We start from the raw sequence: 22650 nt of genomic DNA on the forward strand, positions 1-22650 counted from the left end.
TATTAAAAGCTGAGTGAGATTGATTATTTGGACTCCTATTCAATAAAATAAATAAACCCTTTATAAAAAAATAATAATTTCACAAGAATAAGGCCCTTTCTTTGCTTTTTATATATTCTAATCTCTTCTTTTTTATGCCAAATGATCTTTTTTTTGATATAATAATAAGTAATTGGTATATTTATTTAAGACAAGAAAAAGAGGTGTTAACTATTAAAAAGAGATTATTTTTTTTTGATATCGATGAAACTTTATATAGTAATAAGAAAAAAGCCATTTTACCACAAACCAAAAAATTAATTTTAAAATTATCTCAAATGCCTAATACTATTTTAGGAATAGCAACAGGTAGAAATTACCGTAATTTAAACGCTGTTGAAGAATTATTACCGTTATTTAAATATTTTGTTCTGATGAACGGTTCTTTAACTATTTCTGATGGTCAAATTATCGACGAATCTCCTATTCCTACAGAACATATTGAAGAAGTTCATAAAAGAATTCAAAACTATCAAATGATGGCTGCTAGTATAGGAATTAACGATGCCGGTTTATATTTTGACGAAAAAAAAGACGATATGGAATTAGTCAAAGAATATCAGAAAACTTTAGATTTTGCCATTGATAACCAATTTTACTTAAAAGAAAAAATTTATCTTTTAATCGTGGTTGGAGCGGATAAAGACAAATTCGCCCCTTTATTTAAAGATCTAGATTATTTCAATATTTGCGTATGGAAAAATCATATTGATTTAACCGTTAAAGGCGTTAATAAATACTACGGAATTAAAAAAATTAAAGACAAATATCCTGATCATCAATTAATTTGTATGGGAGACGGTTCTAACGATATTGAAATGTTAGAAGCAGCTGATATCGGTATTGCGATGGGAAATAGTTTATATCCTAAAGTAAAAGCAGCAGCTAATATTGTTTCTCCCCATATAGACGATGATAAAATGTATGATTTTTACGAAGAACATATTTTATAAGATATCATTATTTTTTAGAAAAAACAATTTTAAACATCTTTTAACTTTATATAAAGCGTTTCCTTCTCTTTTTGATCCAAAAAAGGGATTAAAGAATAACCCCATAAAGCTTGAAAAAATGTTTATTTATTGTTTTTTTATTAATAACAAATTTTTTAAATTAAAAGGGTTTTAATGGATAAAAAAACACAAGAATTACATATTTTTTCCCCCAAATTTGAACAATTAAAAGAGAAAGAAAAAGATCTTTTTTCGCGTATCGTTAATAAACTATTTCAAGTGAATTATTTAACACTGCAAAAAATGGCAGATGCTAATGATTATCGTTTTATTTTATTACACCGTGAGCTTTTTGCTTCTTTTTTCCAATTAGCAGATTTTGAGTTAGAAATTAAAAAACATGATGAAGTTATTTTTATTCATAATTTACATCATTTTAATAAATTAAAATTAAAAAAAGAAGAAAGTTTGATTTTATTTATCTTTCGTATCTTGTTTCAACAAAAAAAAGAAACAACACCTTCTAACACTAAAATAGAAGTGTTTTTGCAGGATATTTTCAAGGAATTAAAACATATTGGTTATTCTGAAGTACAAAAATTCAACAAAGAAACAGTTAAAAAAACTTTAACGATGTTGCGTCAATATAATATTATTGATTATTCGGACCATAACAATCACTTATCTGATGATTTAACCATTACCATTTATCCTTCTATTCTTTATTTAATTGATATAGAGATGATTAAACATTATCAAGAACTCTTTCTTTTGAAACAAAGTGAAAACCCAGATGAAAAAATTAACTAAGATACAATTAGTAAACTGGCATTTATTCTCTTCTCAAACAATTGAAATAACCGGGAATGCTTTAATTTCTGGCGAAAATGGAGCGGGTAAATCAACTTTATTAGACGCTTTACAATACGTTTTAATTGGTGAGAGAAAAAATGTTAAATTCAATTTAGCGGCTAATGTGAACGCTAAACGTTCTTTAGAAAGCTATATGAGAGGCAAGATAGGTGCCGAAAATAAGGAGTTTTTAAGGAATGGGGACGTTATTACCCATATTGCGTTAGAATTTGTGGATGAGGAAACTCAAGAACCCACTATTTTAGGTTGTGTTTTGGAATTGCCTCAAAGAGGAGTTTTAAAAGAAAGATTTTATCTTTATGAAAATATAGCCTTAAAAAGCGAACTTTTTATTTCTAATCATAAACCGAAAAACCATAAACAATTAGCGGAATATTTACGAGTACAAAAGCCAGATTTTAGTTTTTTTGACACCAAAACGCAATATAAACAAGCTGTCGGTAAATATTTAAATATTAACGTCACTAAATATTTAGAAATTTTACCCAAAGCTTTAGCGTTTAAACCGCTTAATTTGCAAAATTTTGTTTTTGATTTTTTATTAGAAGAAAATCCGATCAATATTTCTAGTTTAAAAAATAGTGTTCGCCAATTGAAAAAAATAGAATCTCAAATAGAATTAGAAAAAAACAAATTACAGCAATTAATCGTTATTATTGATGCAGAAAAAAAATTTAAATTCTTAGACGAACAAATCAAAATTAACTCTTTAGTAGAGAAAAAAGTTTTAATAGCGAAAAACCAAAATCATTTAGAAAACATGTTGGTTAAAAAAGAACAAGAGGCTGTGAAAACTAACCATTTATTAGAAGAAAAACAGAATATCAATACCTCTATTGACAATTTAAACAATCATTTGTTACAATTACAAAACAACCGTTCTCAAGGTGATTTAAGTCAAATATTTTATTCTTTACAAAAAGAATTATCCCAAAAACAAACTTTTTGTCAAGATTTGCAAAGTCAAATAGATTTTTTTCAAGAGCGATTGCGAGCTGAACAAAAAATCTTCCAAGAATTGTATTGTTTACAACCAGACGCTATTATTCATCAAACAGCCGAAGAAATAGCACGTTTTTTAACTGCCCCAAAACCATTGGATATTTATCCGGAATTGAAAAAAACCATGTTGGCGATGACGGATTATTTATCCCAAGAAATTCTTAATTTTAATATCGCCCAAAATGATGTGCAAAAAGATATCAAACATTTGCAACAACAAATTACTGAAAAAAACTCCACTTTTCAAGCCATGAATAATATCACTAAAATATATAATCCGAACGTTAAAAAACTAGTAACTTTATTAAACGAAAAATTAAGTCTTTTTTATAAAAAAGAAATCCATATTCATCCTTTTTGTGAATTAATTGATATTAATGATGAATTATGGCGCAATTCTATCGAAGGTTTTTTAGGTAGTCGAAAATTTAATTTAATCGTGGAAGCGGGTTATTTTGATCAAGCTTTAAAAATATATGAAAAATTTCAAGCTAGCGAAAAGATTTATGACGTTGGTTTGGTGAATGTTGATAAAATACCGGATGTAGCTGATAATCCTCAGAGTTTAGCGGATAAAATTACTAGTAACCATAAAGATGCTTTAAAATACGCTAAATTATTGTTATCCCATATTATCTGTGAAACTGATGTCACTCAATTAAAAAACCATAAAACCGCGATTACTCCTCAAGGGATGATTTATAGTAGTTATACCGCGAAACAATTAAATCCGAAAAGTTACCAAATTCCTTATATTGGTAACGAATCTAAAGAAATACGTAAAAAAATACTTTTATCAGAAATTAATACTTTAAAAGACCATTTAAACCAAAAACAAAATATTTTTATGAAAAATAAAAGTATTATTGAATTAATGAGAAAAAGTAAAGTCTTTTCTTTAGTGAATAATGATCCATTTACCGTCTATAAAAAATTATCTGATAATGAGCAAGAAATAGTTGTTATTAACCAGAAAATAGAACAATTCCGTAGTCAACAAAATGTGGAACAAATAGAAGATAATTTAAAAAAGATTAAAAAAGATAAACAAATTCTGAACGAATCATTAGATCTTGTTTTATTAAAAATTGTGGAAAGCAAAAACAAGTATAATAAGTATGAAGAGAAAATAATTTTTCTTCAAAAAGAATTAACGGATTTACAAAATGATTTATACGCTATAGAACAAAAAGAAGTAGTGAATTTAGAAAAAGCTTCCGTTCAGCTGCAAAATTATTTAACTACTTACCAAAACAATTATGAATATATTTTACATCATATACAAGATAACGTCAAAAACATTGAGAAACAAAAACACGCTCAAAACCTTGATTTAACGAAGTATATGAATTTATACATTGAGACTTATCATCTCACCACTATTGAGGCAAAATTAGAATATTTTGATTATTTCGTACAAGAATATAATTTAATTAGCTCCAAAAATTTGATTACTTACGAACAAGAAGCCAAAGAATTAAGCACTAAAACCGAAATTATTTTTAAAGAAGAATTCGTGAATAAACTCAAAGAAAGTATTGAAAACGCTAAACAACAAATTAAAAAATTAAACGAACTTTTAAAAAATAGACCTTTCGGTGATGATAGTTATCAAATTATTACCAAAGCTTCTGATGATCCTGAATATAAAAAATATTATTCCATGATTGTAGAAGATAATTTCACCCAAGAGATTAATTTATTTTCCGAGAATGCTTCCTCTTATAAAGATATTTTATTAGACGAATTATTTCAAAAAATAATTTATTTTGAAGAAGGATATGAAGCGATCGCTTATGAATTTTTAGATTATCGTAATTATTTAACTTATGATATTCAAATTAACGATATTTACGGCAATATATCTTTATTTTCTAAAATTTTTCGTGAAAAATCTGGTGGAGAAACTCAAGTACCTTTTTATATTATTATCGGTATTTGTTTTGAACAATTATTAAGTGAAAATACCGTTCATAAAGGTTGTTTAGTTTTATTTGATGAAGCTTTTAATAATATGGATGAAAATAGAATTGAATCCATGATGTATTTTTTCAACCAATTAAACATTCAATTTTTAATCGCTATTCCGCCTCAAAGGATTGCTGATATTTCCCCTTATGTAACGACTAATTTAATTATCGTCAAAGATAATAATCATGTTATGGTAGAAAGTTTTACTAAATTAGCTTAAAAATTTTTTTAAAGAAAATAAATTAATTAGTAAAGAAGAATCCCCAAATGAAACAAAAATTAAAAAAATCGTCTTTTCAATCATTAATATTTATTGCGTTTGTTATAATAGTCACTTTTGCGAAATGTATGTATTTCGATAAATTAGATTTATCAGTAGACAAGCATCATTTTGAACCCACGCGTTTTTGTCAATTAACTTTAGGTTCCTTATTGATGGTTTTTGCTATTTATTTTTTCATTTTACCGCAAGAATTAATTATAGGTGGTCTAGAAGCGCTTTGCTTATTTTTAGATAAAGTGTTTTTTTACAAAACAAAGGAGAAAAAACAAAACCATTGGTTCAGTAGTAATAACGGTATTTTGTTTTTCCGTATTTTTATTATTTTATTTGGTGCATGTTTTCATCCAACATGGTTTTTTTTATTAACGCTTTTTGTGGCTTCCTTGTTTTCTATTTTGTTTAAAATATTAGAATATTGGCGAATAGATAGAGTGTTTTTATTAAATAAATTCCCGGATAAGATTAAAAATAACATTCTTTACCGTTTATCCTTATCTTCCGTTATTATTGGTGTTTTTATCGGCATAGGGGCTGGTTTAGTGATCGGAAATGAAGCTTCTACAGGTGGAACTGATTTTGTTTTCAAAGTTTTACATAATTTTATAAAAAAATATGTTACCATCGAATTTCCTATGATTTTGTTAATTATAGATGGTTCTATTTTGGTCGCTTCTTTCGCTATCGATTATTTTAGAAAAATAGATGTTAAAAAGAATATTGTGATTAAATACGTTTTTTCTATTATTACTTTCACTATTGCTATTAGTTTGATCACTTTAGTAAGCAATTCGGTTAAATAAAAATTCTTTCTCATAAAGAGGTCCTTTTGTACCAACCACTTCTCGAAGTGGTTTTTTCTTTATATGTCTTAAACCTGATAAATAAGCCTTATTTTAGACCAAAAATAAAAAAATGCAGAAAAAAGAAATATAGTTGTAATATTTATGGGTTTTTTTTGATACAATTTTAATGTATTGTTGTATAAAAAATTTTTAAAGAATTCATTTTATTTTGCATGAATTTTATTATTTGAAAAGATTTATAACAAAAGGAGAAACAAATAATGCCATATATTACTGATATTTTAGCTCGCGAAGTTTTAGATTCTAGAGGAAATCCTACTGTAGAAGTTGAAGTGCAAACATCTGAAGTTAGAGGAAGAGCTATTGTTCCTTCTGGTGCTTCAACTGGATTATACGAAGCTGTTGAATTAAGAGACAAAGATGAAAAAAGATATTTAGGCAAAGGTGTTTTACAAGCGGTAGAAAACGTAGTAAAAGTTATCAAACCTGCTTTAATGGATGTCTCTGTCTTAGAACAAAAAGCTATCGATCAGGCGATGATTGAACTTGATGGTACGCCGAATAAATCTAAATTAGGGGCTAACGCTATTTTAGGCGTTTCATTGGCTGTTGCTAAAGCAGCTGCTTCATATTTAAATTTGGAACTTTATGAATATTTAGGTGGAGTGCAACCGAAACAATTACCGGTACCAATGATTAATATTATGAACGGTGGAGCGCACGCTTCCAATAGTGTTGATTTTCAAGAATTTATGATTTTACCTGTGGGAGCTCCTACTTTTAAAGAAGCTTTAAGATATGGTACTGAAGTTTTTCATCATTTAGGCAAACTGTTAAAACAAAAAGGTTATCCTACAACAGTAGGAGATGAAGGGGGATATGCTCCGGATTTATCTTCTAACGAAGAAGCTTTACAAATGATTTTACAAGCTATTACTAATGCTGGTTATAAACCAGGAGAAGACATTTATTTAGGGATGGACGTTGCTGCTTCCGAATTTTATGACGCAGAACAGAAAAAATATGTTTTAGCTTCTGAAAATAACAAATCTTTCACAAGTGCTGAATTAGTGGCTTTTTATGAAGAATTAGTGAATAAATACCCTATTTTATCAATTGAAGATGGTTTAGACCAAAACGATTGGGATGGTTGGAAATTATTAACTAGCAAATTAGGTCACAAAGTTCAAATAGTTGGTGATGATTTGTTCGTAACTAACGTCGAAAGATTATCGCAAGGAATTGAAGAAAAAACGGCTAATTCTATTTTGATTAAATTAAACCAAATTGGTACTTTAACCGAAACTTTAGAAGCGATCGAAATGGCTAAAAAAGCTTCCTTTACGGCTGTTATTTCTCATCGTAGTGGAGAAACTGAAGATACTACTATTGCTGATTTAGCTGTTGCAACTAACGCAGGTCAAATCAAAACTGGTTCTTGTTCTAGAACTGACCGTATCGCTAAATATAATCAATTATTAAGAATTGAAGACAACTTACAAAATGCTCCTTATTTAGGATTAAAAGCTTTTTATAATTTAAAAAAATAATCATTTTTACTCAATAATGGCTCTTTTTCAGTAACATTATGAAGTAAGAAAGAAAAATGAGGGAATTTATTTTGGAATCATTTGTTGGTCTTATTATATTAGATGGTTTAGGAATTTCTCGCCAAAAACAAAATAACGCTGTTTTGTTAGCTCAGACACCTTATTTAGATTCTCTTTTTAAAAGTTATCCCCACAACGCCTTAGTGGCGTCAGGGGAAGCCGTTGGTTTACCTGAAGGACAAATGGGTAACAGCGAAGTGGGTCATTTAAATTTAGGCGCTGGTAGAATAGTTTACCAATCTTTAACCAAAATTAACAAAGCTATTAAAGAAAAAAATTTTTTTCAAAACGAAAGTTTTTTACAAGTCATCAAACATGTGAAAAAACACAATAGTAAACTGCATCTTGTGGGCATGATTTCTGATGGTGGTATTCACTCCCATATCAACCACGCTCAAGCGTTATTAGAGATGGCTGAACAAAATAATTTAACCGAAAAAACTTATTTACACGCTTTTACCGATGGACGCGATACATCGCCTAAATCTGGTTTAAATTATCTTAAACCTCTTTTAGAACAAAAAGTTAAAATTGCTTCTGTAGCGGGTCGATATTACGCTATGGATCGTGATAATAACTGGGAACGTATTAATACGGTTTATAATATGTTAGTTTCTCAAAAAGCGCCGATAATAGGGTCAGTAATAGATTATATGGAACAATCTTATCGTGACGATATTACTGATGAATTTATCAAACCGGCTATTGCGGATGTTAATGGTTTAATCGAAGATAACGATGGTGTGATCTTTTTCAATTTCAGACCTGACCGTATCGTCCGTTTAGCGACCGCTTTATCCAACCCTACTAAAACCGATCTTTTCATCACTCCTGGCAAAACTCCTTTTCAAGGCGAAAAAACATTAAATAACGTTTTATGTGCAACTATGTCTCCTTATGCTGAAAGTGTGAAAGGTGCGGTAGCTTTTCAAAAAGAAGATTTAACCAATACTTTTGGCGAAGTGGTAGCTAACCATAATTTAGCACAATTAAGAATAGCGGAAACTGAAAAATATCCTCACGTGACTTTCTTTTTTAACGGTTCTCAGCATGTTAAATTAAAAGGTTGCGAGGAGATTTTAATCCCTTCTCCTGCGGTGCCGACTTATGATTTAAAGCCTGAAATGAGCGCTTTAGAAATCGCCGCCCAAGCGAAAGAAGCTATTTTATCTAAACAATATCAAACAATGGTGTTAAATTTTGCTAATCCGGATATGGTCGGTCATACAGGTTCTTTAGAAGCAGCTATTGCAGCTGTCGAAGCCACCGATAAAGCTTTAAAAACGGTAGTAGAAGCTATTTTATCCGTAGGTGGAAAAGCCGTTGTAGTGGCGGACCACGGAAATGCCGAACAAATGGCAGATGAGCAAGGTCGTCCTCATACCGCTCATACTACTAATTTAGTGCCTGTTATTGTCACGGATGAAAATGTTTCTGTGCAAAAAGGTGCTTTATGCGATGTAGCTCCGACTTTATTAGCATTATTGAAAATACCTCAACCCAAAGAAATGACGGGAAAATCTTTAATAAAATAAATTAACCTTTTAATGGTTAAAAAATATTTTCATCGAACAATAAATTATATTTAAGAAAAGGTAAAACAATGCAAGAGAATAAAACTAAAATTATTTGTACTTTAGGACCTGCATCTTATGATGTTAACGTTTTAAAGCAATTGATGCTTTCTGGCATGAATGTAGCGAGATTTAATTTTTCTCACGCTCAATACGATAACAGTAAAAAATTACTGAAAACTATTCGTGATTTAAACCAAGAATTAAACACTCATGTGGCTACTTTATTAGATACCAAAGGACCGGAAGTAAGAACTCATGAATTTGACGGAGCAGTCACTATTACTAAAGATTCTTTAGTAAGAATAACTACTGAAGAAGTCTTAGGTAACGCCTCTTTATTCTCTGTTACTTATCCTGGTTTTTATGATGAATTAAACGTAGGTGATGTGGTTAATGTTGATGATGGTTATTTATCTTTAGAAATCGTTGAAAAAGACGCTCAGAAAAAAGAATTAGTAACCAAAGCCAAAAACACTCATGTTGTAAAATCACGTCGTGGAGTTAACGTTCCTAACGTTAGTTTAAACATTCCTTTTGTTTCCGAAAAAGACCGTCAAGACGTTATTTTTGCTTCTGAACAAAATTACGATTATATCGCTGCTTCTTTCGTTAGAAACGCTGAAGACGTGTTAGAATTAAGAAAAATTTTAAAAGAACAAAACAACGATCATATTCGTATTATCTCTAAAATTGAAAACCAAGAAGGGGTTGACAATTTAGACGAAATTATTGAAGTTTCTGATGGTATTATGGTCGCTAGAGGAGATTTAGGTATCGAAGTTCCCGGCGAAATGGTTCCTTTATACCAAACAACTATCATTGAAAAATGTTTAGAAGAAGGTAAAACTGTTGTAGTAGCTACGCAAATGCTAGAATCTATGCAAAAAAACCCTCGTCCAACTAAAGCCGAAATTTCAGACGTTTATAACGCTGTTAAAGAAGGCACTACTGCCACTATGTTATCCGGCGAATCTGCTTCAGGAGAATATCCAGTAGAAGCAGTACAATTTATGCATAAAATCAATAAACAAGCTGAAAAAGCGCGTGAAAATGAGTTTTTTGCTCCTCTTTATGAACCAGAAAGTTTACAAGAAGATCTTTTATTAAGTGCAGCGGAATTATCAGTGCGTTATCCTATTGCAGCGATTTTGGTGAGCAATTGGGAAGATGCTGAAAGCATTTCTAAATTCCATCCTTCTGTTCCTGTTTTAGCAACAGTTCAAGACGAAAAAGAAGCTAATTTATTAGCTTTAAGTTACGGTATCACTCCAGTTTTAAACCAAGCAGAATTAGACCGTAAACTAGATGCTTTAACTGAGGGCGAAGACGGAGAAATCATAGTAGTTACTGAAGGAAAAATAGAAATTAAATAATTTATCCTTAAAAAGCCCTTAAAAAGGGTTTTTAACTAAAATAATGACTTCTAGGAACTAAATAAGACAAGGGATAAAAAGAGTCCTATCAGTGAAGAAACAATAAAATTATCAACAATATTTGACAAAAATTAAAAAATAAGTTAAAATTAAAGATGGTCTTAAATTTCTTAATAAATTTATATTTTTTTCGTTTAAATACATTATTATTAAGATTTTCTTCACTAATTTTTACCTTTGTATTTAAACCAAAAAAATTATTTTAACAAATGTTTTTGAAAAAAACTTTTGCTTAAAATAAAAAAACAAGAAATTTAATTTTTTCAAACAACATGTTATTAATGTGGCTAAATTCGTCTTTACAAAAAATTATTTAAAAAAAATAAAAGGAGTTAATTTTCTAAATGACATTAAGTAAATCTTACGATCCTTTGAAAAAACAAAGATTACAAATTTTGGATTCAGAAGGAAATGTAGTTAATCCACAATTAGAACCAAAAATACCTGCAGAAAAACTGTTAAAAATGTATAAAACTATGGTTTTAGCAAGAGTTTCTGATATTAAAGCGGTTCAATACCAACGTCAAGGCAGAATGCTTTCTTACGTTATTAACAGAGGACATGAAGGCGGTCAAGTCGGTTCAGCAGCAGCTTTAGAAGACCAAGACTGGGTTTCACCTTATTTCCGTGATATTGGGGTTTATTTATACCGTGGTATTCCTTTAGAAAATATCTACCTTTATTGGTATGGTAACGAAAAAGGTTCTAAAATGGATCCTTCTAAACGTATTTTACCAGTTAACATTATTATTGGTTCAGGAATCAATATTGGTGCTGGTTTAGCTTTAGCAAGTAAATTGCAAAACAAAAAAGAAGTTACAGTAGCGACTATTGGTGATGGCGGAACAGCTCATGAAGAATTTTATGCTGGTTTGAATTACGCATCCGTTTATAAAGCTCCTTTAGTAGTATTGATTCAAAACAATCAATACGCTATTTCTACTCCAAGAAAAATCGCTTCTAACTCTGAAACTTTAGCACAAAAATCCTATGCTTTCGGTATTCCTGGTATTCAAGTAGATGGTAATGACGTTTTAGCTGTTTATGCGGCTGTTAAAGAATTTACTGAAGCAGCACGTAACGGCGAAGGAGCTAGTTTAATTGAGATCTTTACTTACCGTATGGGAGCTCATACAACTAACGATAACCCTAACTTATACCGTTCTAAAGAAGAAGAGGAAGAATGGAATAAAAAAGATCCTATTGAACGTTTTAAAAAGTATTTGTTGAAAAAAAACGTTTTAACTGAAGAAATGGTAGAACAAATCAATCAAGAAGCAGAAAAACACGTTTCCGAAGTACATGAAAAAATTACTTCGTACGGCGCTAATGTAGAACCGATTGAAATTTTTGAACATCTTTACCATGAAATGACACCTCAATTAAAAGAACAACACGCAGAATACGAACAATTTTTAAAATCAAAAGAAGAAGGTAAATAAAAATGGCTTTAATGAATTTATTGCAAGCGGTTAATCATACCTTAGATCTCCAATTAGCTAAAAACCCTAAAGTAGTGGTTTTTGGTCAAGATATTGGTAAATTAGGAGGAGTTTTCCGTGTTACTGCAGGATTGCAAAAAAAATACGGAGAATCTCGTGTTTTCGATACTCCTATAGCTGAATCTGCTATCGTTGGTAGTGCGATCGGAATGTCTATGAACGGTTTAATTCCTGTAGCTGAAATTCAATTTGATGGTTTCCTTTATGTGGGATTAGAAGATTTAATCGCTCATGCTGCGAGAATGAGAAATCGTACTCGTAACAGTTTTTCTTGTCCTATGGTTTTAAAAGTTCCTGTTGGTGGCGGAGTTAAAGCATTAGAACATCACTCAGAGAGTTTAGAAGTTATTTTAGGTTCTATTCCTGGTTTAAAAGTGGTAGTTCCTTCTAATCCTTACGACGCTAAAGGTCTTTTAATTGCCGCTATTAATAGCCCGGATCCAGTTGTTTACATGGAACCTAAATATTTATATCGTGCAGGAAAACAAGAAGTTCCTGAAGAAGAATACGAAACAGAAATTGGTAAAGCGAACGTAGTTAAAGAAGGTACAGATGTAACTGTAATCGCTTGGAGTTCAGCTGTTTCCATCGTTCAATCTGCTTTAGAAAAACTAGAAGCTGATGGCATTTCTGTAGAATTAGTGGATTTAAGAACTATTAATCCGATTGATAGAGAAACAGTTCTTAATTCTGTGAAAAAAACTGGTAGATTAGTTGTAGTACATGAAGCTACTAAAACTTATGGACCAGCTGGTGAATTAATTACTTTAGTAAATGAATATGCTTTTGATCATTTAAAAGCTGCTCCTAGTCGTGTAACAGGTCATGATATCATCATGCCTTTAGCAAGAGGAGAATATCACCAAGTTTTAAACGCTGATAAAGTAATTTATGGCGTAAAAAAAGCTTTAAAAAAATAATTTAAACAAAAAAATTTAAAAAAATGAATGAGGGTAATAATATGTATGAATTAAAATTTGCTGATATAGGCGAAGGAATTAACGAAGGAACTGTTTTAACTTGGAACTGTAAAGTTGGCGACAAAGTTAAAGAAGGCGATGTTTTAGTAATCGTTGAAACTGATAAATTACAAGCTGACATAACTGCTCCTAAAACTGGTACTATTACTAAAATTGGTTACCAAGAGGGCGAAAATGTTAACGTTGGAGATGTTTTAGCTGTTATTGAAGAAGAATAATTTAAATAAAAAAGGACGTTTTAAAAATGACAAATAATAACGACAATGTTTTAAACCCTACAAAAGAAGCTGTAGAAAACAACACAAATACTAACACAGAAGACGTAGAAATTAAAAAAATTTCTCGTTTAAGAAAAACAATTGCTAAAAAAATGAGCATTTCCAAAACAGTTATTCCTGAAGTAACTTTAATGGATGAAGTAGATATTACTAATTTAGTAGCTTTAAGAACGCAAATGAAACCAGTAGCTCAAGAAAAAGGCATTAAATTAACTTATATGGCTTTTATCGCTAAAGCGGTTGTTTTAGCTTTAAAAGAATATCCTGTTTTTAACGCTAGTTTTGATGATGAAAAAGAAGAATTAATCATTAAAAACTATATTAACTTAGGCATTGCTATTGACACTAAAGATGGCTTAATTGTTCCTAACATTAAAAACGTTGATAATTTAACTGTTTTAGAGTTAGCGAAAGAAATCCACACTTTATCTGTTAACACAGTGGAAAGAAAACTACAATTACCTCAATTACAAAAAGGTACTTTTACTTTAAGTAATTTTGGCGCTATTGATATTACTTATGGTACACCAATTATTAATCATCCGGAATTAGCTATTCTTGGTATTGGTAAAATAGTTAAAAAACCAATAGTTAAAAACGGCGAAATTGTTGTAGCTGATATGTTACCTCTATCTTTAGCGATCGATCACCGTATTATTGATGGTGCTGACGGCGGAAGATTATTGAAAAAAATTAAAGAATTATTAAACGATGTTAAAACTTTAGAAAATGATTTCACTGCTTTATAAAAAGGAAAATTATTTTTTGACTGAATTATAAAAAAGAGAAGTAAATTGATGGAAAGATATGATATTTTAATTATTGGCGGAGGACCTGGCGGTTATACCTCCGCTATTAAAGCGTCCCAAATGGGAGCTAAAGTTGCTTTAGTAGAAGACCATAAATTAGGCGGAATTTGTTTAAATTACGGTTGTATACCAACTAAAGCTTTTTTAAAAAGCGCTAAAATTTTTGACCTTTTAAAACATTCTAAAGAATACGGTATTGAAACTAGTACGGATGTCGAAGTAAATTGGACTTCTGTATTAGAACGTAAAAACAAAATAGTTAAACAATTAACTAACGGTATTTCTTTCTTAATGAAAAAAAATAAAATTGATGTTTATAACGGTTTTGCTGAGGCTTTATCAGCTCATCAAGTTCAAGTAGGTGATAAAGTTTTAGAAACTAAAAAACTTATTATCGCTACGGGAGCGAGTGCTTTTATTCCTCCGATTAAAGGCGCTAAAGAAGCATACGAAAACAAATACTTATACACTAGTAAAGAATTAGTTCAATTGGAAAAATTTCCGAAAAAATTAGTTATTATTGGTGGTGGAGTTATTGGTGTAGAGTTTGCGACTATTTTTAATAAATTTGGCGCTGAAGTAATTATTTTAGAAAGAGCGAACTCTATCTTAAACGTGATGGATAAAGATATTGTTGATGCTTACACGAAAAAATTAAAAAGCAACCAAATTAAAATTTTAACTGAAGCTGCAGTAGTGGAAATCGATAATAATAAAGTGCATTACACTTATGAAAACGAAACACACGTAGAAGAAGCTGATGTTGTTTTAATGGCAACTGGAACTAAACCTAATTTAAAAGGGATAGAAAAGTTGAATTTAGAAACTGACAGAGTAGGCGTTATGACAGACGGCTTTTTAAAAACTTCTGTAGAAGATGTTTATGCTATTGGCGATGTTAACGGTAAATATATGTTAGCTCACGTAGCGAGCCACGAAGGAATTATCGCTGTTACTCATGCTTTAGAAGCTGATGCTCATTTAAAACCAATGAATTACGATCGTGTTCCTTCCTGTGTTTACGGTTTCCCTGAAATCGCCACTATTGGTTGGATTGAAGAACAAGTGAAAGCTAAAGGAATTGAATACAAAGTTTCTAAATTTCCTGTTAAAGCGATCGGTAAAGCTTTAGCTGACGGCGAAACAGATGGTTTTGCCAAATTAATCGTTGATAAAAAAGATCTTAAAGTTTTAGGAATGCATATTTTCTCTTATAATGCTACTGAATTAATTAGTGAAATTGGTGTAACTATGGAATTAGAAGGAACAGCACATGATGTTGTTCACGCTATCCACCCACATCCAACTTTATCTGAATTAACTTTAGAAACTTTTTTAGGCGCGATTGATAAACCAATCCATATGTAAAAATAATACTTTTTAATGAAAAAAATAACCCATTTTTATGAGTTATTTTTTTCTAATTTTAATGATAAAATTTATCATTGAATAACCAAATATGATGATTAAAAAGAGAAATAAAACATGTTAATTGATACTCACGCTCATCTTAATTTAGATGATTATTCTAAAGATTTAAAAGATGTTATAAATAGAGCTATAAAAAACGATGTTCAATATTTTATCGTCCCTGGTTTAGATCAGAAAACGAACGAAAAAGCCATCGAATTAGCCCTTCAAAACCCTGAAATCAAAGTCGCTGTGGGGATTCATCCGTCTTATGTGACTAATGAAGATCCTTTCAGTATTGAAAAATATTTAAAACTCCCTCAAGTGGTGGCTGTGGGTGAAATTGGTATTGATTTATATCATGAACAAAAAACCTTGCCATTACAACAAAAAACTTTAAAAATTCAAGTTGAATTAGCGATCAAATATGATTTACCCATCATTTTGCACGCTCGTTCTTCTTTTGAAGAAATATATGACATCTTGTTGCCTTATAAAAACAAAATTAGAGGCGTTTTCCATTCTTTAGTAACCGATTTGGAAGCAGCCCAAAGAGCGATCGATTTAGGATTTTACGTAGGTATCGGTGGGATTGTGACATATGAAAAAGCTTCGGAAGTTCATACTTTAGCGAAAGAATTACCTTTAGATAAAATCTTATTAGAAACTGATTCACCTTTTTTAACCCCTTCTCCGGGAAAAAAATCACATAGAAATGAACCCGCTTTGGTTAAATTAGTAGCTGAAAAAATCGCGAGTTTAAGAAACATTACTTTAGAAGAAGTAGCCGAACAAACTACTCAAAACGTTAAAAAACTGTTTTTACCTCATCTTTAATTCATTCCCTTAACAACTTGATAATTGTTAGCAAGAAAGGTTTGTTTGTTATGAAATTTACTAAATCAGAATCTAATCAAATGGTTAATTTAGAACAAAATTCTGAAGCATGGCACAAGCATAGAAGCAACTATATTAACGCTTCAGAAGTTGCTGCTATTATGGGGTTAAATCCGTTTGAATCTAAACAAGCCCTTTTTAAAAGAAAACTTTTTAAAGAAAAAATCGAAGATAATAATGCTATGCGTCACGGTAGACGTTTAGAACCAGAAGCGAGAAATTTTTTTAATGAAGTGAACAATATGGAATTCGTTCCTGCTGTCTTTACTAAAGATTTTATGTCCGCTTCTTTAGATGGTTGGCATCAAGAATCTAACAGCATTTTAGAAATAAAATGTCCTATTTCTTATAACAGCCCTTCTTGGAGCAAGTTTTTGTTAAATAACGAAATACCTATGTATTATTACGCTCAAGTGCAAGCTCAACTCTTTTGTTCTGATACAGAAAAAGCGTTTTTCTTAGTGTATCAAACGTTTCAGAGCAGCAAGGTTAAGGAAATCCACAGAGACCCTAAATTTATTGAAGAAATGTATCAAAAAGCTCATGTTTTTTATAATCTTTTAAATGAAGCTAAAGCGACTTTAGATAAGTTACAAGAAAAATGATCTGTTTGATTGATTTGTTCTTTAGATAAGAGGAACAAAAAAAGAACCTTTTTTGGAGGTTCTTTTTTTATGTAATTTAATATATGTCGTAACTTAATATATATTGTAATTGGTTGTTTTAGTGGGTGTTTTGTTATTAGTTAAATAAAGACCTATTTAAGGGCATAAAAAAAGACCAAACAAATTATTGGTCTTAAATGGAATAGGGTTAAAACGTTTTTAACGCATTAAACTATCAATTGGTTTGTTTGGTCTCAAATTTATATAAATCCTAATTATACTTGCTTTTTAAAATTATCTTTGTGAGTTTTTTAAATCTTTAACTAATTTAACGTTATAAATTATTAAACAGATAATATAAGCGAAAATATTTAATCTATAAAATAATAAATATAATTGAGTGTTTTTTAAACTGAATAAATCTTTATTGTAAGTTATCGGTTGGTACAATAAATTTAAAAATTTTTTATTTTCTTGAGAAGTGGGCGTTTTATCTGTTAATGTTTCCACTAAATTTAAAGTTTCATTATACAAGAAAAACACTAAAGCTAAAACTAAAGTCGTCATCACTATGTTGATAATAGCTGATTTAACTACTTTTTGCATTAAAGTTTCGCTTTTATTTTTTTTATCGTTGCTCATTTTTTGCCTCTTTCATATTAAATTTAATAATCATTATAACTTTATTAAATGGCAAAAGTTATATTGACATTATACCATATATTTAATAAAAATCAAATAAAATAATCTCTTTATAGGAGTTATGCGAATAATATTCTAAAAAACGCTTTTTTGAGGAATAATATGTACGATATGTGTTCGAAAAAAAGAAAAATTGAACGTTAAATGTTCTATTTTATAAAAGTTATAAAGTTGTTAATTTTTAAACAAAAAATAGAAGAAAGATAACGTTTATTATTTTTAAATTAATTACATATTTATTTTTTTCGTTGAAAAAGATCACACAAGAAACGCCTCGCTAATAAAATTTTATTTCTCAGTTATTAAAGCAAGAATTTCTTTATAATTGGCAGCAGAAAAGTCAGCCACTTCATCTAAAAGAGTGTAATCTCTTTCATGACTTATAAAAGAAATCATAGGAATTTTAGACTTAGACAAAGTCTCTATTATTTTTCTAGAATTGAATAGCCATAAATTTTCCAAATTATCTTTCTCTTTTAAAATAACGAAAACATCTACTAATTTTTCTCTATTAAATTTTCTAATAATATTGGCTATTTTATCGACTGCATCATTTTTTTCAGTTGAAACATAAAAAGTGATCATTTCAGAGGAAGGGAGTTTTTTTTGAATATTGTTTTGCAGTTTTTTAGCCTTAGAATTTTCATCACAAACAATGAAACCTATTTTTTGTGGATAGGAAGGGATGGTTTTTTTATTTGGACTTATTTTTAAGTGTTTAGTCCAATCTTTGTTTATTTTAATGAATTCTACCCAATCGATCAATTGCGTTTCACTTGATTTGCGCAATATTTTAATTATAGCTATTATGTGATCTGTTTTTTTTATGTTTAATTCTTCTTGAGTAAAATTATCTTTTTGCAAAAAGCCGTTGAAAACTTGTACACCTTCATCTCGCACAGCTAATATATCAATTAATTTATCGTGCGAAAAAGAAAACAATTGACCCTTCAATAATACATTTTTTTCTTCTATTTCTCCTTTTTCAAAATAATGATTTAAAAAAGTAGGATTGAATAAGTTTTTATATTTATAATTAATATTTTTTTGCTTCAATAATATTTTACCGAAATGACTTTTTTTTAAGTTTTGGATGACTATTTTGTATTGTTTTTGCACTTGATCAATGCGCTCTAATAAATCAACAAACAGCATTTTCACTTCTATTAATTTATCTATATGTCTCGTACATAAGTCCACATCATCTTCTTTATCAAAAGTAAAAACCATTAAATAACTTGTATTGATATAATCTTCTATTTTTTCAATAATACTTAAGATGTCTTTTTCTTTTTGTTTATGGTTTAAAGCGCTTCCTGTGAATAAGAAGTAATCTCTGTGAACTTGATTGTAATGATCACAAGTTTTTTCCAACATTTCAATAAAAATTTTTAATTCCACTATAGGACCGTCTGGATTAATTAAGACCACTTCGTCAAAAAACAATTGTATTTCTTGTAAATAAAATTCTACTTCTTTAACGGTTTTGGATAATTTTTGTTTTTCGTTTTCATTTAGTAAGTGTTCTAATTCTTTCCAACTTGCCATTTCGTGGGCCATTTTGTCGGTTTGTTCTTTTATTGATTGATAGATTCTCTTGTCGATAGTATTACTTTGTTGAAAAGGTTGGAGAACGTCTGTGAATAAAGAATTTAATAAATCTCTTGCCTCTTGAGCTCTTTGCAATAAACTCTCTTTTAAAAAAACATCATCATAGTTATTCATATCATTCCATTCCCTACCCTTATTCATTAATTAATAAAAAAACTATATATGTATTCTACATTTATATTTTTAAAAAGTCAAATTTTTCGATAAATTAGTTTCTTTTTCTTGAAATGACTTTCAATAGTTAAAAAAGCGCACAAATACATAAAAAATATTACCTTATGATACGATTTATCATAAGGTAATTATAAGATAGGATAGGAAGATAGTGTGAAAAGCGAGGAAAATTAAGAAAAAGAAAAATGGAAAGGTAGGTTTTTTTAAAGTTAATTTTGTTTGGAGAATGTGGAAAAGGAAGTTATACTTTCCAATGATTTAGGGATTAATAGTTATTTATGAGTGCCTAACTTTTTCTCTAATATTTTTAAACCGATATTAGCGAATAAAATTAAAATTAAATAAATAACCCCGGCGATAGTGAAAGTCGCGAAAGTATTGAAAGTTGCACCTCTAATTTGTTTAGTAACAGCGAACAATTCCATTACCCCAATAACACTTAAAACAGAACCATCTTTTAAATTAATGATAAATTCGTTCATTATCGGTAGTAAAGATCTTTTGATCGCTTGAGGAAAAATAACATGCCTTAATGTTTGTTTTTCTGTCATCCCTAAAGCTTGAGCGGCTTCTATTTGAGCTGGATCAAAGAAATTAACGTTTCTTAAAATGATTTCAGCGATATAAGCGGTAGAATTGAAGGTAATCACGATTAGACCAGCATTTAGAGGAGTTAACCATTTAAATTCTCCTAAAGCGTGGATACCGTAATAAAAAATCATCGCTTGAATCATCATCGGAATCCCTTTGATAACAAAAATATAAGCAGAGAGCAATTGATCAGTTATCAATTGGATATAATATTGAACAGAAGTGACTTTTTTTCTGTCTTGTTTTTTTCCTTTTAGATAAACAATACCTAAAGCGATTCCAAACGCCCCTAGAGTACCTACAATAGCTAAAAGAAGGGTTATTTTAATACCTTTCAGATATAAACCAGAGTTTCTTCTTAAGATAGAGAAAATACTACTTTTTTGCTCAATGGCGCTATTGTTTTTTACTGCTTGTTCCATAAATTGTGTTCTAGTATTTTCATCTATTTTACTTAAAACTTCATTAACTTGTCCTAATAAAGGATTATTTTGTCTAACCCCAATTCTGGTGTCAATATCCATATTAGCAGCTTGAATTTGTTTATATAATGCTGCATCAACATTATCAATAGTCGTTAATGAATCAGAAAATTTATTTAAATAAAGTTGGGCTAAAGGAGATTCAGCTATAAAACCGACAATATTTTTGGTTTTGGTTTTGGTAATTAAATCAGTATAACTGTCTAAAAATTCTACTGTTCCTTCGCTACCAGCTAATTCTTTTGTTTTTTTTTCATAAATGGTTTCTTTTTGAACCCCTAATGTTTTACCTGTTAAATCACTAATATTTTGGATATTTTGAGGATTATCCTTATGAACGATGAAACGTACTGTTGGCTTTAAATAAGGTTCAGTGAAATCTATCATTTTAGCTCTTTCGTCTGTTTTAGTCATTCCACCTACGATTAAATCAATTTCGCCATTTTGTAAGGCAGGAATTAAACCATCCCATTCTTTTTTAACGATAACTAATTTACGCCCTAGACTTGTAGCTATCTTGTTCGCCATATAAACGTCATAACCGTCAGCAAAATTTTGTTCATTTTCGTCAGTACCGACAGGATAACTTTCATCCGTTCTGTCAGCCGGACTTACGCCATAATTAAAAGGAGCGTAATCTACTTCCATACCGATTCTTAAAACATTCTGATTACTATCGCTTGATTTTCTAGTAGAAAAGCGATAAATACCATAGCTGATTACAATACTAAAAATTAAAACAACTAACGAAATGATTAAAATTTTCTTTTGCCTTAAACCCATCTTTCTTACCTCTTTTATTTAAAAAACATTTTTTAAATAAAAGAAAAACCCTTACTAATTTAAAAAGTAAGGGTTTTGGTTAGCATAAAAGAAAGAGTCTTTGTTTTATGTTTTGTCAGCCCCATTACTTTTTAAAAAAGTAAAGAGTGTTATAGCTCTTATTCTATAACCCCATATAAAACTATTGCCATAGTTTTATATTCGGCGATGATTACCTTTCTTACACTTCTAAGAATGCCTTCTCCGTGTAATACTAATCTGCATCGCTACCTCTGAATTTAATCTTTTATTTTTTTTAAAATTTTATAATTAGATTATAACTTAAATAAAGTGGTTTGTCAATTGTTTTTTTAAAGAAAATAAGAGATTTCTTCAAAACTTGGTTATGAGGCAGGAGATAACTTCTTTAAAGCTTTGTTATTTAGGCTCTTTTCTTACTTATTGGATAGTATTATTGTTGTTCCTCAACTAATTTATAATTGATCTCACATTTAATTTTGATTTTGGAGACAGAATCTTTGAATAATTGTAAGTTTTCATGACCTTCTAATTTATCAGCTTTTAATTTAATTTTATTATAAACGGTTAATTTATTTTGGTTGTTGGGATCTTTTTTCGATACTTTTGGTCTTTTTGTATTAGTTATTTCTGTGTCTACTTCTTCTCCTTGGGCGTTTTTCTCTTTATAATAATGTTTGATTTCTAAAGCATCTTTTAAAACAGCTTCTACTTTTTGTTTTGTATCATCGTCAAGAGTCTCATTTGGTCTGACTTCTGCTTTAATTTTGCCTTTGACTTTTGCTGGATCAATCACTAAATATAAGTCATTTTCGCTTTTGTTAGTTACTTCCACTTCTTGGACGATAGTTTGGATTTCGGTGTCTAAGGGTGTTTCACTGTCAGGAACTAATTTTTTTTTAGTTATATCTTTTTGAACTACTGCAACAAAAACTTGAGGAGCAGATATGTCCGCTTCTACGCCTAGATCGGCGCTAGATGTCTTCCATGCTAAAGCGATAAGGATAACAGTTGGTATTAAAGCAACAACCATCACAATGATCCAGAAACTATTCAACTTTTTATTTTTTTTAATGTTTTTCATTTTTTTATATATTATCCACTCTTTCCAAGATATTTTTTTTAGTTTAAAAAAGCATAATTATAAGATGTTAAAAAAATTATTATTATTGTTTTTAAAGTTTTTTAGTTATTTTCCTCATATAATTATTTTATTTTCAATCTATCTTATATTTTACAATATAAAAAAAATAAACAATAAAAA

The 22650-nt window shown here is 29.6% G+C and carries 18 protein-coding genes and 1 riboswitch; of the genes, 14 read left to right on the forward strand and 4 right to left on the reverse strand.

Features of this window, described 5'->3' with window-relative positions:
- The first annotated feature begins 203 nt into the window (after positions 1 to 203).
- The 14 genes from HR065_RS00770 to HR065_RS00835 all read left to right on the forward strand — a co-directional run bounded on the left by HR065_RS00770 (position 204) and on the right by HR065_RS00835 (position 17025).
- Complete coding sequence (locus tag HR065_RS00770) at positions 204 to 992, forward strand: HAD family hydrolase (RefSeq protein WP_178734019.1); 789 nt, start codon at positions 204 to 206, stop codon at positions 990 to 992.
- Between the two features lie 174 nt (positions 993 to 1166).
- Positions 1167 to 1802, forward strand: a complete 636-nt coding sequence (locus HR065_RS00775) for a DUF4194 domain-containing protein (RefSeq protein ID WP_178734020.1) — start codon at positions 1167 to 1169, stop codon at positions 1800 to 1802.
- Positions 1786 to 5058 (forward strand): ATP-binding protein, encoded by a 3273-nt coding sequence (locus HR065_RS00780; protein ID WP_178734021.1) that lies wholly within the window; start codon positions 1786 to 1788, stop codon positions 5056 to 5058. The genes HR065_RS00775 and HR065_RS00780 overlap by 17 nt, the downstream gene beginning before the upstream one ends.
- A gap of 47 nt (positions 5059 to 5105) precedes the next feature.
- Positions 5106 to 5921: a YitT family protein gene (locus HR065_RS00785; RefSeq protein ID WP_178734022.1), complete on the forward strand. Its 816-nt coding sequence runs from the start codon at positions 5106 to 5108 to the stop codon at positions 5919 to 5921.
- Between the two features lie 263 nt (positions 5922 to 6184).
- Positions 6185 to 7474, forward strand: coding sequence for a phosphopyruvate hydratase (eno, locus tag HR065_RS00790; protein ID WP_178734023.1), 1290 nt, complete (start codon positions 6185 to 6187; stop codon positions 7472 to 7474).
- A 68-nt stretch (positions 7475 to 7542) separates the two neighbouring features.
- The gene (gpmI, locus tag HR065_RS00795) at positions 7543 to 9069 is read left to right on the forward strand and encodes a 2,3-bisphosphoglycerate-independent phosphoglycerate mutase (RefSeq protein ID WP_178734035.1); all 1527 of its coding nucleotides are present in this window, start codon (positions 7543 to 7545) and stop codon (positions 9067 to 9069) included.
- 68 nt (positions 9070 to 9137) lie between these two features.
- A complete protein-coding gene (pyk, locus tag HR065_RS00800; RefSeq protein ID WP_178734024.1) occupies positions 9138 to 10484 on the forward strand; it encodes a pyruvate kinase in 1347 nt (448 codons plus the stop codon).
- A 404-nt stretch (positions 10485 to 10888) separates the two neighbouring features.
- A complete protein-coding gene (pdhA, locus tag HR065_RS00805; RefSeq protein WP_178734025.1) occupies positions 10889 to 11986 on the forward strand; it encodes a pyruvate dehydrogenase (acetyl-transferring) E1 component subunit alpha in 1098 nt (365 codons plus the stop codon).
- A 2-nt stretch (positions 11987 to 11988) separates the two neighbouring features.
- Positions 11989 to 12966 carry an alpha-ketoacid dehydrogenase subunit beta gene (locus HR065_RS00810; protein WP_178734026.1) on the forward strand — a complete coding sequence of 326 codons (978 nt, stop codon included), beginning with the start codon at positions 11989 to 11991 and terminating at the stop codon, positions 12964 to 12966.
- Between the two features lie 41 nt (positions 12967 to 13007).
- Positions 13008 to 13244, forward strand: a complete 237-nt coding sequence (locus tag HR065_RS00815) for a biotin/lipoyl-containing protein (RefSeq protein WP_178734027.1) — start codon at positions 13008 to 13010, stop codon at positions 13242 to 13244.
- Positions 13245 to 13270: 26 nt separating this feature from the next.
- Entirely contained in the window at positions 13271 to 14053 is a 783-nt protein-coding gene (locus tag HR065_RS00820) for a dihydrolipoamide acetyltransferase family protein (RefSeq protein WP_178734028.1), read from the forward strand.
- A gap of 48 nt (positions 14054 to 14101) precedes the next feature.
- Positions 14102 to 15481, forward strand: coding sequence for a dihydrolipoyl dehydrogenase (gene lpdA, locus HR065_RS00825; protein WP_178734029.1), 1380 nt, complete (start codon positions 14102 to 14104; stop codon positions 15479 to 15481).
- Between the two features lie 117 nt (positions 15482 to 15598).
- Positions 15599 to 16360: a TatD family hydrolase gene (locus tag HR065_RS00830; protein ID WP_178734030.1), complete on the forward strand. Its 762-nt coding sequence runs from the start codon at positions 15599 to 15601 to the stop codon at positions 16358 to 16360.
- 50 nt (positions 16361 to 16410) lie between these two features.
- Positions 16411 to 17025 (forward strand): lambda-exonuclease family protein, encoded by a 615-nt coding sequence (locus tag HR065_RS00835; protein WP_178734031.1) that lies wholly within the window; start codon positions 16411 to 16413, stop codon positions 17023 to 17025.
- Between the two features lie 294 nt (positions 17026 to 17319).
- Here the strand turns inward: HR065_RS00835 and HR065_RS00840 are convergent, their stop codons facing one another.
- The 4 genes from HR065_RS00840 to HR065_RS00860 all read right to left on the reverse strand — a co-directional run bounded on the left by HR065_RS00840 (position 17320) and on the right by HR065_RS00860 (position 22470).
- A complete protein-coding gene (locus tag HR065_RS00840) occupies positions 17320 to 17667 on the reverse strand; it encodes a hypothetical protein (RefSeq protein ID WP_178734032.1) in 348 nt (115 codons plus the stop codon).
- A 348-nt stretch (positions 17668 to 18015) separates the two neighbouring features.
- A complete protein-coding gene (locus HR065_RS00845) occupies positions 18016 to 19452 on the reverse strand; it encodes an exodeoxyribonuclease VII large subunit (RefSeq protein ID WP_178734033.1) in 1437 nt (478 codons plus the stop codon).
- Between the two features lie 332 nt (positions 19453 to 19784).
- A complete protein-coding gene (locus tag HR065_RS03590) occupies positions 19785 to 21368 on the reverse strand; it encodes an ABC transporter substrate-binding protein/permease (protein ID WP_218644377.1) in 1584 nt (527 codons plus the stop codon).
- Between the two features lie 108 nt (positions 21369 to 21476).
- A riboswitch (Lysine riboswitch) is annotated at positions 21477 to 21651 on the reverse strand.
- Between the two features lie 168 nt (positions 21652 to 21819).
- Positions 21820 to 22470: a hypothetical protein gene (locus HR065_RS00860; RefSeq protein WP_178734034.1), complete on the reverse strand. Its 651-nt coding sequence runs from the start codon at positions 22468 to 22470 to the stop codon at positions 21820 to 21822.
- Between the last annotated feature and the right edge of the window lie 180 nt (positions 22471 to 22650).

The organism is Candidatus Phytoplasma pruni (assembly GCF_013391955.1).
GTDB lineage: Bacteria > Bacillota_I > Bacilli_A > Acholeplasmatales > Acholeplasmataceae > Phytoplasma.